We start from the raw sequence: 14,122 nt of genomic DNA, 5'->3' as shown, positions 1-14,122 counted from the left end.
AAAAATTATAATAATTTTTAGGCGAATTGCTCATTCTAAAAATAGTTTCATTTTTTACTAAAGATCCTCCAAGAGGTCTTTAGTCTTTTTTGTTACAATAACATTACAGTGCTGAAAGCGATTTCAGAACTAACATAACTTTTAGGGGGTTTTATATAATGAGAGAAAAATTATCAAAAAAATTCTGGCTGTTAATGGTAGCGCTGATAACAGCTATGGTATTAGCAGCTTGTGGTGGTGGTGACGAAGAAGGAAGCGACGGTGAGTCATCTGAAGGAGATGATGCAGGTATTACAGCATGGGCTTGGGATCCAAACTTTAATATTGCAGCATTAGAACTTGCTAAAGAGCATTATGACAAAGAGGGTTTCAATATGGAAATCATTGAAAATGCCCAAGATGATATTGTACAGAAACTTAATACTGGCTTAAGTTCAGGAACTATGAATGGTATGCCAAACATTGTATTAATTGAAGATCAACGTGCACAAAGCTTTTTGCAATCTTATCCAGATGCTTTCTATCCAATAGGTGACTATTTTAATAAAGAAGATTTTGCAGCATACAAATTAGCACCAACAAGCTATGATGGAAAACAATACGGACTTCCATTCGATACTGGTGTAACAGGTTTCTTCTATCGTACAGATTACCTTGAAGAAGCAGGCTATACGCATGATGATTTAGTAGATATTACTTGGAGTAAATATGTTGAAATTGCAAAAGATGTAAAAGAAAAAACAGGTCACGCAATGCTTTCTCTTGACCCTAACGATTTAGGTATTTTACGTGTCATGATGCAAACAACAGGTACATGGTACACAACGGAAGATGGTACTATTCAACTTGAAGGTAACGAACCATTAAAGAAAGCTTTAAAAAACTATAAAGAATTAATGGAAAATGACCTTGTGAAATTAAGCTCTGACTGGAGTCAGTATTTAGCAGCATTTAACAGTGGTGATGTAGCATCCGTTCCTGCTGGTAACTGGATTGCTCCTAGTGTGGAAGCAGAAGAATCTCAAGCTGGCTTATGGAGAGTAGCTCCTACACCTCGTTTAGACATGGAAGGTGCAGTAAATGCATCAAACCAAGGTGGTAGTTCCTTCTATGTATTGAATATTGATGGTAAAGAAAAAGCAGCTGAATTCTTAGGCGAAACTTTTGGTTCTAATGTTGAGTTTTACCAAGACTTAGTTAAAGAAGTTGGAGCTCTTGGTACTTTCATTCCAGCATCTGAAGGAGATGCATACCAATTTGAAAATGAATTCTTTAATAATCAGCAAGTAGTACATGATTTCTCTCAATGGATGGAGGAAATTCCACAAGTTGATTACGGTATGAACACGTATGGAATTGAAGATATCTTATCAGCAGAACTTCAACAATACTTGGATGGTAAAAGTTTAGAAGACGTACTATCTGATGCACAAGCACAAGCTGAAAACCAGTTTAAATAAGAAAAAGCGCAGAGCATCTAATTTCTTGGTACTCGAGCTAGACATACTTTCTTTAAAAAATCAGTAAAATAAAGCCCTTGGGAAGAAGCTCATTCATGAGTGAATCCTTGTCCCAGGGCTTTATTTCCCTTAAGAAAGAGTTAGAATAGTAAATCTCATTAATGAGGAGGGGGATAATCATGAGTCAAACTTCTAATCCAACACATCAAACAACCTTTGCACAGCGGTTTAGAAAGAATTATATTGGATGGCTTTTTATCATTTTATCCGTATTGGGAATTTCTCTTTTCTATTTTTACCCAATGGTGCAAGCCTTTTTATTATCTTTACAATCAGGTATGGGGGCAAACCTTGACTATGTTGGACTTGACAATTATGTAAGATTATTTAATGATCCGACTTTTATTACTGCTTTAACGAATACGGTACTATATTTGTTGGTACAAGTACCAGTAATGATAGTATTAGCATTACTATTTTCCGTGTTATTAAATGATCCTACATTGAAATTTAAAGGTTTTTTCCGTACTGCAATCTTTTTACCTGCTGTTACTTCCCTTGTAGCATATGCCGTTATTTTTAAATATTTATTTGCTAATGATGGATTGGTTAATGACTTTTTGCTAAATATGAATCTAATTTCTGAACCACTCAATTGGCTTTCAGATCCGTTCTTAGCTAAATTAACCATTATTATAGCCATCACGTGGAGATGGACCGGCTACAATATGATTTTTTATTTATCTGCATTGCAGAATGTTGATAAATCGTTGTACGAAGCAGCAAAAATTGATGGGGCATCTGCAGTACAACAGTTTTTCTTTATTACGATACCTTTATTAAAACCAATCATTTTATTTACTTCCATTGTATCAACCATTGGTACTTTGCAATTGTTTGACGAAGTAATGAATATTACAAGTGGTGGACCTGGTAACTCCACAATGACGATTTCGATGTACATTTATAATTTATCGTTTGAGTATACACCAGACTTTGGATATGCAGCTACAGTATCTTATGTAATTCTGATCTTAGTTGTCATCCTATCCTTTATTCAATTTAAAGTGGCAGGTGATCGAGATTGAAAAAGCTAAAACGAGTTTTTACTTACCTATTTTTAAGTGTAGCGGCTCTAGTGTCTATTTTTCCATTCTTATGGATGTTAATAAGTATGACAAACAAATCAGTTGATGTAACACGTGGAAAATTAATCCCTGGTACTCACTTTATCGAGAACTTAAACAACTTGCTAGAACAAACCCAAATTGGTGTAGCGTTATGGAATTCCTTTGTAATAGCAGTTGTCACAACTGTTTTAACACTATTAATCGGTTCTTTAGCTGGTTATGGTTTCGAAATTTATCGATCAAAAGGTAAAGATATGATATTTAATATTTTGATCTTGTCGATGATGATTCCATTTGCTGCGATTATGATTCCATTGTATCGCTTATTTGGACAGATTTCTGCTGACGCTCCATGGATCGGTTTGGATACGTTAGCAGCAGCGTTTTTACCAACCATTATTACAGCCTTTTTCATTTTCTTCTTTAGACAGAATACAAAAATGTTTGCAAGAGAACTAGTAGAGGCAGGAAGAATTGATGGTTTAAGTGAATGGGGCATCTTTTTCCGAATTTACATGCCTACCATGAAAACAACGTATGCTGCGGCAGCCATTATAGCCTTTATGAACAGCTGGAATAACTATCTTTGGCCATTAGTTGTACTTCAATCACCGGAAAAGCAAACCATACCGTTGTTGATTTCCAACCTAGGTGCAGGATACACGCCTGACTATGGAGTGATTATGACAGCTATCGTCATCGCAACACTCCCAACGGCACTTGTGTTCTTCTTAATGCAGAGACACTTTGTGGCTGGTATGATGGGGTCTGTGAAAGGATAAAGCATAACGTCAATAGAAATATGCAGCCAAAGTTTTTTGGCTGCATATTTATTTAAGCTACAACTATTAAGATTCTCAGTTACTTATCCTTTCACTACATCCATTAATTCAAACTTCGTTACGTCTACAAGTCCTCGGTTAGAGATTCTTATTTCCGGGATAACTGGTAATGCGATAAGTGAAAAGGTCATGAATGGAGCATGGATCGTACAGCCTAACTGTTGCCATGCTTTTTCTAGTGCTCTAACTTGTTCAACCACTATTTCTATTGGTTGATCAGACATTAAGCCTGCAATTGGCATTGGAACATGCGCCAGTACTTCTCCATCTTCTACCACAATCATACCACCATCGGATTCGGCAAGTTTATTAGCTGCAAAAGCCATATCTTCTTGATTGACACCCATTACCAATAAATTGTGACTGTCATGTGCTACTGTTGACGCAACAGCACCTGACTTCAAACTAAAATCTTGGGCAAATCCTAATGAAATTTGACCAGTACCTTTATGACGCTCAACACAGGCAATTTGTACAATATCCTGTTCTAAATCTGTATGGATCAGGTTATTCGTTACAGGCAATGTCGCAGTCATTTTTGCTGTTCTTGCACTATTTTCTATGATCCTAATACCGTTAATTTTCACTTTTTCTTTTTGCTCTGTAAAGATATTAAAATCATCAGGTTGTAATGCTCGTTTTAATTTTACCGTGTCTTTGGCATGATTAGGATATTCATACGCTGGTATTTCTTTCACTAGCTCTTGATCGGAAACTATCAATTTACCATTCGTTATCACCGTGGATGCCTCAACATTTGTTAAATCCTCTAATAAAATGATATCAGCTATTTTACCTGGTGTAACGCTCCCAAACTGCTTATCGATTTGAAAATATCGAGCGACATTGATCGTAGCCATTTGAATCGCTACAACAGGATCAACACCTTCTTCGATTGCACGGCGCACAACGTGATTTAGCTGCCCTTTTTCTACTAACGTTTGCGGATAAATATCATCGGTAACTAGCGAGATATTTGAAGAATCGATTCCCTCTTCCGTAATGATTTTAATTACCTCTTTAACATCTTGCCAGGCCGTACCTTCACGAATCATAATATGCATTCCTAAACGTGCTTTTTCTAATGCTTGTTCCTTAGCAATCGTTTCATGGCAGGAATCAACACCAGATGCAATATATGCTTGAAGCATACCGTTGGATCCGTCCGGGAAGTGTCCGGTCACAATCTTATTCGCTTCTATTGTTGCTTCTATTTCATTGATCATCTTAGGGTCATTATAGACAACACCTGGAAAGTTCATTACTTCACCTAAACCGACAACACCTTCCCATTTTAGGCCTTCTTCAATATCGTTCTCGTTGAGGTCAGCACCAGCATCTTCGAGGTCTTTGGTTGCGGGAACACAGGAAGGAAAAGTAGTAAATACTTTTAATGGTAGGCTTCGCCCTTCTTCATGCATCAGTCTTACACCTTCTGTACCGAGCACATTGGCAATTTCATGCGGGTCCATAAATATCGCAGTGGTCCCTTTCTTCAAGGCTGCTTTAGCAAATTCCGTAACAGACAGCATCGTACTTTCAACATGCATATGTCCATCCATGAATCCGGGTGCCACGTACTTTCCTGTAGCATCCACTACTTTTGTGTCAGGACCAACTAAATGATCAGCCTTCCCTATCGTCGCAATACGCTCTCCTTTTATTGCAATATCTACATTTGCTTGTAATTCTCTAGTCATCACATTAACTAATGTACCATTTTGTATCACTAAGTCTGCATTTGCTTCTCCTAGCGATACTTTTCTCAGTAATTCTCTTGTCATTCATCCATGCTCCTCTCTATTTTATGAAATATGCTATATGGAGGAGTTACCCCACACATAGTTTAGCGATTTACGGTTGCTAAGTAGAAACGCTTATGCCCTATTCTTAAGCTTATACATGTTTTAACCATCTTACGTTTGAAACCGTTTCATAGTCAATGTTTTTCTTTTTTGAACAGTGTAGCAGTGTGGTAAAATGTAAGTATACTATGATGCTAGGAGAGAAAGTATGCGAAACTCATTATTTGCAGCAACAGAATGGATCACCAGATTCGCTTATATCAATATTTTATGGATGGTTTTTACACTAGTAGGTCTCGTAATTTTTGGTTTTTTTCCTGCAACTGTTGCGATGTTTACCTTGATTAGAAAATGGATTATGGGTAATACGGAAGACCCTGTGTTTGCAACATTTTGGAATACATATAAAAAGGAATTTTTAAGAAGTAACTTATTTGGATTGGTTTTTTATCTGCTTAGTCTTTTATTTTATATTAATCTTCAATTCATAGACATCAACCAGGGTGGCTTTTATGACATTATAAAAATTCCATTATATATTTTTATGTTAGCGATTTCGTTAACTTTAATTTATGTCATACCTACTTATGTTCACTTTGAACTGCGATTTATCGATGTTTGGAAAAATGCGTTTCTGGTCATGCTGATCCATCCATTTCACAATATATCTATGGTGCTTGGATCGGCAGCTGTCCTATATGTAATGTGGTTATTTCCTGGTTCTTTATTCTTCTTTGGTGGCAGTTTAACGGGATACATCATAATGGGTACCTGCTACCATGCCTTTAAAAAAGTAGCAGCAAAAAAAGAACAAATAGCAAACAACAATTGAGCTTTTGGAAGGTCAATTGTTGTGTAGATAAACATAAAAAACGAAATTGTGCTTTTTAGATTTGCTTTCTTCCATTGTTTTATTGATGAGTGCTTGATCGTCGCTGCGGGAAAATACTCCCTTTCCGGGGGGCACGGCTTCTGCTAACTTGGTAAAGAAAAGCACTTTACCAAGTGGATCTTCAGCTCGCGCTGATCCCCCAGGAGTGTCGCATTTTCCCGCAGCTTAGAATAGTATTCTGTTAAAGTGTCAGGAAATACAAAGAATACATATCCATGGGTTCTGTACTTGCAATAATTAAAACACTAAAAATAACGGAGGCAGAATACGAAGACTCCTATGGGAACAGCACGAGTCTGAAAACCCCGTGATGCACCTGCGTCTCCTAGTAACGCTTCGTAGTAGGCTTCCTCGGTGCAAGGGAACAAGAAGTTCATTCAAGTAGTTCCCTGGGGCTGAGACCGTACCCATGGAAAGCGCAGTATTCTGCCCGGAGCGTTTCCTAACACTCATTTCTAATCAGAATGGGAGGAAGCTATATAACGACAAATTTTCATTACTTCGCAGTATTTTAGTACGTATAAAGGCCGGGCGATTATGCCCGGCCTTTATTAAATTACTGTAATTCTGAATGTTCGGAAATGTTCTCGAGCGCTTGTCCTGCTGCATCATCTGACATTTCATCTAATGATAAATCTCCTAGCGAGATGATACCTGTTAATTGTCCGTTCGTTACGACTGGGAGACGACGAATTTGATGCTCTGCCATTGTAGTGCTTGCCTCTTGAAGGCTAACATCTGGAGATACATAATATAGGTGCTCACTCATTACTTCTTGCACTTTCGCCGAACCATCTTTGTTATCAGCATAGCCTCTAATAACTAAGTCACGGTCTGTGACCATTCCTAGTAACTCTTTATTTTCACTGCATACTGGAATAGCACCCACATTTCTTTGTTTCATTAGTTCTGCTGCTTGTGTTAATGAATCATCCGGTTTACAAAATGATACATTCTGCTCCATAATGTCTCTAACTGTTTTCATCCGAAAACCTCCTTATATAAGTCATCAAAGAGTAGTATGACCAACTTTTAAAAAAAATTGCAAAAAAAGCTGGAACAAATCAACTTTTTCCACTCCAAAGACGAATAATGTAAAAAATTAAAATTATATAAGCAGGATTCTATGTAGTAACTGATGATGTGTAACTATTGGTCAAAGTGGTAAGTTTGAAATGGTTTGAACTGCTAAACATCCGCTCCAACTGCCCACTTTCCTTTCCGTGGGGTTTTATCTTCAGCTAACTTTTCCAAGCAAAGACCGCTCGGAAAAGTGGATCTTCAGAGAAAACATTCCCACAGGAGTGAAAGCGGGCGCCTCCGCTAAAAAAAGTTCTACAACGTTTATCACAGTTAACTTTTTGAACTTTCGAAAAGATAATTATATAGTGAGACTATGATCAGTAGTGGTCTTACAGATGGTTATCACCGTGATAAAACATGAAATAAGAATGGAAATTCCACTTACATCCATTGTAGAACTTAATTAGCGCAGGCGCCTACTTCGACTCCTGGGGGATCAGCGTGATCTGAAGATCCACTTTTGTAAAGTGAATTTCTTTACAAAAGTTAGCTGAAGACACGCCCCTCGGAAAGCGAAGTGGGCTAGCCGTAGCGGTTGTTAAGCATTTGATACATGTCAAAATTACCACTGTTCCTATTACACAATTGAAAAAACCGAACGATAACAATTTCTAAGTGTAGAATTTGCAAAATCGTTCGGTTTATAATTTTATCAAATCACTTTTGTCCCAGCCTATTCTGTCATTTATCTATAGTGACACGTGAGCACATCTTATTACCCTTTAACAGAACCTGCAGCAATACCTTCCACAATACGATTACTCAATATTAAGAAGGCAATCAAAATTGGAATAATACTAATCATTAACGTTGCACCAATTGCACCCCAGTCAGTCAAGTATTGACCGATGAAGTTTTGGATACCAACTGTTAATGTTTTAAATTTATCGGAACTAATAAATGTGTTCACAAAAATAAACTCGTTCCAGTTGTAAATCATATTAATGATAGCTGTTGTTGCCAACACTGGTGATGTCATCGGTAATGTAATCTGGAAAAAGATACGGTGGACCGAACAGCCATCCATTACCGCCGCTTCTTCAATTTCGCGAGGTAATGTGTAATAGAAACCTAATAAGATCATAATCGTTAACGGTAAGTTAAATGCCGTATAAGACAAAATGATCGATAGCGGATGATCAATCAAGTTTAATTTTAAGAAAAACGAGAAAAGCGGTATGATAGCAGAGTGGATTGGAACCATCAAACCTACCATAAAAAGTCCTAATACTAATTTATTCAATTTCCAGTTCATTCTTGTGATTGCAAAAGTTACAAAACTTGCTAACAGGATTGTCAGTAAAACCGATGCAACAGTTATCCACACACTGTTGAAAAAGTACATATCGATATTACCGTCTGTCCACACTCTCACATAGTTTTCCCATTTTGGATCTTGTGGTAATGCAAACGGAGACATACCGAAAACTTCCGAATTACTTTTCAGTGAAAACATAAATAACCAAATCAATGGATATATTTGAAAAACAGCAACAATAATTAAAGCGATGTAAAGTACGACCATACCAATTCTGGTCAACATGTTATTATCATTGCCAGCTGCGTTTTGAGTTTGAGCCATCTGCTTTCCTTCCCTCCGTTAATATTGAATTTCATCTTCAGATGCTGTTAATTTACGAGTAATCCATGTAACAATAAGCGTGATTAATAGTAAGAAAAAGGCAACAGCACTACCATAACCAAATTCAAAAGTATCAAACGCTTTTTTGTACATGTAAGATGCGATAACTTCACTGGCACCGTTTGGACCCCCGCCAGTCATTACATAGATGAGATCAAAGTATTTCAATGACCCAACAATTGCTAAAACGACCGTTACTTTAATGACACCTGAAATAAGTGGCACCTTAATTTTATAAGCAATTTGCACAGGGGTCGCTCCATCAATCTTTGCTGCCTCAACTAGTGATTCCGGAATTCCTTTAAGAGCGGCATAATAAATAATGATATAAAAACCTGCATATTGCCAAAGTATAGCTACAAAAATTGCATATAAAACTAAATTGGTGTCTGCTAGCCATGCTGGTGGATTTTCAACTCCCACCATTGATAAAAAACTGTTTAACATTCCGTTATTCGGGTCATAGATTTTTATCCATAATTGTGCTATGGCAACGGAAGATAAAAGCATAGGAATTAAATAAATTTTTCTTAACAAATCAGACCCTTTGATTTTTCCTGCCAAAATCAATGAAACGGCTAAATATCCGACTAAACTTAATGTTGAGAATAATGCTAATAAAAATGAATGTTTTGCACTTTGCCAAAACTGAGCATCTTGAATTAATTGCGTATAGTTTTCTAAACCGACAAAAGTCATTGCACCGATACCGTCCCATTCCATCAAACCGTAGTAACCAGTTATCAGAATTGGTCCATAGATTAATGCCACAATTAACAGGAACGCCGGCAAAACATATAATGCAATGACTGCTTTGTTGGACATTACTTTGTTCATGGTTATTGCTCCTTTATGTCATAGGATAATAGTTAGTTTTAATACTAAGGTCTATCAGTAAACCTTCATTAGAGTTAGAAAAAGGACATATTTCAACTGTAAAATATGCCCTTTTCCAATTTGTTGTTTATTCTTCTTCCTCGGCTAATGCCTCTTCCTGTTTCTTAGCAAACTCCTCTGGCGTTATCGCCTTACCGAATAATGCTTGAATACTATTTAAATGTACTTCTGCTACACTAGCGCTCATTTGAACGTCAGCATAAAGTGTTAAGTTAGATGCTTCGTTTAAGTCGTTTAAGATATCAATATACATTTGTGGTAAATCAATACCTTCTGTATTTACTTTTGTTGCAGGTATTACACCAGCGTCTGTAACAGAACGTTCACCCCATTTTTCTACAAAGAAGGTAACAAATTCTTTAGCTTCTTCTTTTACATCCGAATTTTCTGCTACGAATAGACCAACACCAGGACCACCTACATAACTATTGATGTCTCCTTTTCCATCTTCAACAGTTGGAAACTTCGTATATTTAACTGCATCTCTGAATTCTTTTGGATTGTCTTCGTTAGTTGTCCATTCTGGTAAGTCCCAAGTCGCCATTAGATACATTGCTGCTTGTTCGTTAATGAAGTAACCTTTCGCTTCGTCGTTACCTAAACCATTGAAACCATTGATAAAGGCTCCCATATCAACAAGCTCTTGAACTTCTTCGGCAGCTTTAATTAAAGCTGGGTCTTCAAAGCTTCCGGTTCTGTTAATTGCATTGTTTAATACTTCAGGTCCACCGATACGATCAGCTAAATACATATACCACATTGAACCTGTCCAACGGTCTTTATTACCTAATGCAATCGGCGTTACACCAGCATCAGATAATTTTTTGATTGCAGTTTTTAATTCCTCAAGTGTGCTTGGTACTTCTACACCATGCTCTTCAAAAATTGCTGAATTGTAATAAAGTGGTGTAATGTTTAACTCTAATGGTAAGCCATAAGTTTTACCATCAACTGCATAAGCCTCTGCTGTACCAGAAACAAACTTGTCTTTAAGTGGTCCTTCTAAGATATCGTCAAGCGGAGCAAACATATTACCGCTTACATATGGATCTAAGAAACCTGCTGCCCAAGTCATACCTACGTCTGGCAATTCATTAGATGTAGATAACACCTTTAATTTTTCCTTATATTGTTCATTACCCAAAATTTCAACGTCTACTTTTACATCTGGATGGTCCGCCTCAAATTCGTCTATAATGCTATTAACAATTTCGTGGTGTTGCTTTGAACTTCCTTCAGGCCATAAGTGCATAAACTCAATTGTTTTTTTACTTGAATCGCTTTCATTTCCGCCAGAAGCTGAATCTTCTCCCGAACCTTCGTCATTCCCGCCGCAAGCTGCAAGCGCAAACATTAAAACTAAAGCAAATGGAAATAATAATTTAAGCTTTGCATTTCTCATTTGTTAAACCCCCTAATTAAATTGTAATTTTTAGTACAGTTATAAGTGTAGCACCGCGGGGATTCATCCGTAAGGTAACAGCGATTAGATAAAATACCACTTATTTTAGGAATCGTTTTCATTCTGCTTCCTGAATCCATTTGGGGTTGTATTTTCATATTGTTTAAAAAGTTTAATAAAATATTTTGAAGTCTGGTAGCCACTTTTCTCAGCTATTTCGGCAATTGTCAAATCTGTGGATAAGAGTAACTTCTTAGCTTCCTGTATTCTCTTTCTTGTAACATATTCACTAAATGTAACCTGCAATTCTTCCTTAAATAATGCACTCAAATAGCTAGCATTCAAATGAACTTGGATAGCAACCTCTTTCAATGTTAATTCCTCATCATAATGTTGATCGATATAATCCATTGCTTCTTTCACCGCTCGGTTATACTTGCTTAACTGCTGCATTTCCAATAATTTATCATCCACTATTTTATTAAACATACCTGTTTTTTCTCTTTGTTTTTCGAGTTCGATTGCCTTATCAATTGCTTCCATTAATTTTTCTTTGGCAATAGGTTTTAGCAAGTAATTTACAACACCTAACTCCAGGGCTTCATGGGCGTACTCAAACTCTGAATAAGCCGAAATAACAATAACAACAGGATCTTTCGCTTTTTCTTTCAGCTTTTTTAGTAACTCTAAACCAGTAACTTCAGGCATTCTTATATCTGTAATTAGGACATGAATCTTTTCATGACTGATACGTTCGATCGCCTCCGCTGCATTTGCTGCAGTAATTACTTCATATTGATCTGGAGAAGTCCGCTCAATTGTTTTTTTGATCCCCTGGCGACTTCTCGGTTCATCATCGACAACAAGAATAACCTTTTTATCCATATTACCAACCTCCTTATACTGGAATTTCAAAGCTAACTTTGGTTCCTTTACCTACTTCACTTAAAATAATAATGTCGCGAATCTGTTCTGTTTCATAAAACAGTCGTAAACGTTGTTGTACATTTTGCAATGCCAAACCTTGCTGTTTCTGGTGTCTGATACCACCTTCCATATGTTGCTTTACCTCTGCTATTTTTTCTTTGCTCATACCTGGGCCATTATCACTTACCGTAATGCGAATCCGTTGATTTTCTGCTACCTTTTCTATACGGACGGTAATATTACATTTACCCGTGACATTACCCGCACCGTGTAAAATTGCATTTTCTACTAAAGGCTGTATCATCAACTTCGGTATTTTGACATGTAACCAATCAAAGTCAACATCTTTTTCCCAGTTCAAACGATCTCCAAATCGCATGTGCATAATCTTCATATAGCGTTCAACATGGTCTAATTCTTCCTTAACAGTTACCCACTCATCTTCATTTTCCTTTGTAATCGTATAGCGAAATAACTCTGACATCGCCAGAACAACATTCGATAAATCTTCTTCTTCCTTTTCATCCAATGACCAATACAATGCGTCTAATGTGTTAAAAAGAAAATGTGGATGTATTTGGGCTTGTAAGGCTTTTAATTCTGTTCTGTTTTTAATAATTTCTTTTTCGTAGACCATCTGGACTAAATAATTAGTCTCTTCTGCCAGCTGATTATATGTTTGATTTAATTCATTTATTTCATTGGTAGAGTTCATCTCAGGGTTATGGGCTAGCACTCCCTCACCAGCTTGCCTCATTGTCTTTGTCAACCTTGTAATAGGTCTTGTAATAAAGGTCGACAAAAAGAATGAAAAGATAAAAAAGATCAATAATCCGATTAATCCAGCGATGAGAATACCCGCTTGAACGGTTGAAATACCCGCTGTTAATTGATTAACCGGTGTTAAAATATGCATCGTCCAGCCAGTTAAATCGGATGTATCCTTCACCAGCATGTATTCCTGATCATCAATAGTAATCGTCTCATCATCAGTTCTAAGGATTTGGTCTAAAGCGTTTCCATGATAATTCGTAACAATAGGATTATTTCGTTTATCTACTAGAATTGAATAATCTTTGGATTGATTTTCTTGTTGATTCGAGTTTAATTGAAAGTAGTTTCGATTAATTCTTGCTACGATATATCCACCAAAGTTAAAATCAGCATCCATTAAATTAATTTTCCTGCCTACTAAAAAATAGTTATGATCTAATGGATCTTCCCCCATCCATATTAGCCTGCCACCAGCTTCATTTGCCTGGACAATCCAATGGGGATCAAGGCGGTCAAGTAATAATGTAGAATCAATGGGGATTATACGTTGAAAATCTTTGTTATAGATTTCGACCGAATATATACCATCTGCATTTGCTTGAATTAAATTCGTAGTACTCATTAACGATTGCCTGTCATTAAATGAAGTAATTTCCCCTTCAGATTCTTGTAACAGCACATCCTGCAGTTCTTCATTGGTTAATACTTGTTTCGTTACCATATTCAATTGTTCAAACAATGAATCATACCTGCCAGATGACTCTATTGCTGTCTGACGTATTTGCTCTTCAGCATTATTTTGCAACAAATTCTCAACTAAAATATACGTAATCGCACTCACAATAAATAACACAATGAACATCACAAATAAATAAACTACCAACAACTGATTACGTAGTGTATTCCATCTTTTAAAATATTTGAGCATCTTGCTCACTCCAAACACTATTAACTTTGTTTATCCAGTATCCTAAGTCGTAATACTATTATACTATGGAAGTCAACATTACAAAACAATCATTTATTACCAAAATTGTATCCACTACTTTTACAAAAGATTTATTTTCAATTCACTTCATTCGGTTTATACATTTTTGGCCATAAAAAAACACTAAATAAACACATGCCTATTTAGTGTTTGTTTCATCGATTAAATTTTTCTATTCATACTCGCTATTTTCTTTGATTCCTATCCTCTAATATAACTAATCATACCGCTTTTTGCAAAGTAATCTTGTAGTTTGAGGCGTACATCACTTTCACTCTTC

Annotated in this window: 11 protein-coding genes and 1 riboswitch; of the genes, 4 read left to right on the top strand and 7 right to left on the bottom strand. The window is 36.5% G+C overall.

What is annotated here, in order from left to right:
- Positions 1-158 precede the first annotated feature (158 nt).
- From ACTWP4_RS05755 to ACTWP4_RS05745, 3 genes are all read left to right on the top strand, one after another.
- Positions 159-1,460 (top strand): ABC transporter substrate-binding protein, encoded by a 1,302-nt coding sequence (locus ACTWP4_RS05755; protein ID WP_443127803.1) that lies wholly within the window; start codon positions 159-161, stop codon positions 1,458-1,460.
- A gap of 179 nt (positions 1,461-1,639) precedes the next feature.
- Positions 1,640-2,548 (top strand): carbohydrate ABC transporter permease, encoded by a 909-nt coding sequence (locus ACTWP4_RS05750; RefSeq protein ID WP_443127802.1) that lies wholly within the window; start codon positions 1,640-1,642, stop codon positions 2,546-2,548.
- Entirely contained in the window at positions 2,545-3,372 is an 828-nt protein-coding gene (locus tag ACTWP4_RS05745; protein WP_443127801.1) for a carbohydrate ABC transporter permease, read from the top strand. The genes ACTWP4_RS05750 and ACTWP4_RS05745 overlap by 4 nt, the downstream gene beginning before the upstream one ends.
- An 83-nt stretch (positions 3,373-3,455) precedes the next feature.
- Here the strand turns inward: ACTWP4_RS05745 and ade are convergent, their stop codons facing one another.
- A complete protein-coding gene (gene ade, locus ACTWP4_RS05740; protein ID WP_443127800.1) occupies positions 3,456-5,216 on the bottom strand; it encodes an adenine deaminase in 1,761 nt (586 codons plus the stop codon).
- 38 nt (positions 5,217-5,254) lie between these two features.
- Positions 5,255-5,356, bottom strand: a riboswitch (purine riboswitch).
- Between the two features lie 89 nt (positions 5,357-5,445).
- Between ade and ACTWP4_RS05735 the strand changes: the two genes are divergently transcribed.
- Positions 5,446-6,069, top strand: coding sequence for a YesL family protein (locus ACTWP4_RS05735; protein ID WP_443127799.1), 624 nt, complete (start codon positions 5,446-5,448; stop codon positions 6,067-6,069).
- Between the two features lie 616 nt (positions 6,070-6,685).
- Here the strand turns inward: ACTWP4_RS05735 and ACTWP4_RS05730 are convergent.
- The 6 genes from ACTWP4_RS05730 to ACTWP4_RS05705 form a co-directional block, all read right to left on the bottom strand.
- A complete protein-coding gene (locus tag ACTWP4_RS05730) occupies positions 6,686-7,114 on the bottom strand; it encodes a CBS domain-containing protein (RefSeq protein WP_443127798.1) in 429 nt (142 codons plus the stop codon).
- An 813-nt stretch (positions 7,115-7,927) separates the two neighbouring features.
- The gene (locus ACTWP4_RS05725; protein ID WP_443127797.1) at positions 7,928-8,794 is read right to left on the bottom strand and encodes a carbohydrate ABC transporter permease; all 867 of its coding nucleotides are present in this window, start codon (positions 8,792-8,794) and stop codon (positions 7,928-7,930) included.
- 18 nt (positions 8,795-8,812) lie between these two features.
- A complete protein-coding gene (locus tag ACTWP4_RS05720) occupies positions 8,813-9,691 on the bottom strand; it encodes a carbohydrate ABC transporter permease (RefSeq protein ID WP_443127796.1) in 879 nt (292 codons plus the stop codon).
- 127 nt (positions 9,692-9,818) lie between these two features.
- Positions 9,819-11,153 (bottom strand): extracellular solute-binding protein, encoded by a 1,335-nt coding sequence (locus ACTWP4_RS05715; protein WP_443127795.1) that lies wholly within the window; start codon positions 11,151-11,153, stop codon positions 9,819-9,821.
- A 105-nt stretch (positions 11,154-11,258) separates the two neighbouring features.
- Entirely contained in the window at positions 11,259-12,038 is a 780-nt protein-coding gene (locus tag ACTWP4_RS05710) for a response regulator transcription factor (protein ID WP_443127794.1), read from the bottom strand.
- Positions 12,039-12,051: 13 nt separating this feature from the next.
- The gene (locus ACTWP4_RS05705; RefSeq protein ID WP_443127793.1) at positions 12,052-13,782 is read right to left on the bottom strand and encodes a cache domain-containing sensor histidine kinase; all 1,731 of its coding nucleotides are present in this window, start codon (positions 13,780-13,782) and stop codon (positions 12,052-12,054) included.
- Positions 13,783-14,122 lie beyond the last annotated feature (340 nt).

It is taken from the genome of Gracilibacillus sp. D59 (assembly GCF_052246695.1).
In the GTDB taxonomy this organism is placed as follows: Bacteria; Bacillota; Bacilli; order Bacillales; family Amphibacillaceae; genus Gracilibacillus.
This window is presented reverse-complemented; position numbering and strand designations above follow the sequence as displayed.

Bases quoted from the DNA above. Each gene is read 5' to 3' on its own strand.
- ACTWP4_RS05750 (WP_443127802.1), top strand. From the start codon at position 1,640: ATGAGTCAAACTTCTAATCCAACACATCAAACAACCTTTGCACAGCGG.
- ACTWP4_RS05715 (WP_443127795.1), bottom strand. From the start codon at position 11,153: ATGAGAAATGCAAAGCTTAAATTATTATTTCCATTTGCTTTAGTTTTA.
- ACTWP4_RS05720 (WP_443127796.1), bottom strand. From the start codon at position 9,691: ATGAACAAAGTAATGTCCAACAAAGCAGTCATTGCATTATATGTTTTG.
- ACTWP4_RS05725 (WP_443127797.1), bottom strand. From the start codon at position 8,794: ATGGCTCAAACTCAAAACGCAGCTGGCAATGATAATAACATGTTGACC.
- ade (WP_443127800.1), bottom strand. From the start codon at position 5,216: ATGACAAGAGAATTACTGAGAAAAGTATCGCTAGGAGAAGCAAATGCA.
- ACTWP4_RS05710 (WP_443127794.1), bottom strand. From the start codon at position 12,038: ATGGATAAAAAGGTTATTCTTGTTGTCGATGATGAACCGAGAAGTCGC.
- ACTWP4_RS05730 (WP_443127798.1), bottom strand. From the start codon at position 7,114: ATGAAAACAGTTAGAGACATTATGGAGCAGAATGTATCATTTTGTAAA.
- ACTWP4_RS05735 (WP_443127799.1), top strand. From the start codon at position 5,446: ATGCGAAACTCATTATTTGCAGCAACAGAATGGATCACCAGATTCGCT.
- ACTWP4_RS05705 (WP_443127793.1), bottom strand. From the start codon at position 13,782: ATGCTCAAATATTTTAAAAGATGGAATACACTACGTAATCAGTTGTTG.
- ACTWP4_RS05755 (WP_443127803.1), top strand. From the start codon at position 159: ATGAGAGAAAAATTATCAAAAAAATTCTGGCTGTTAATGGTAGCGCTG.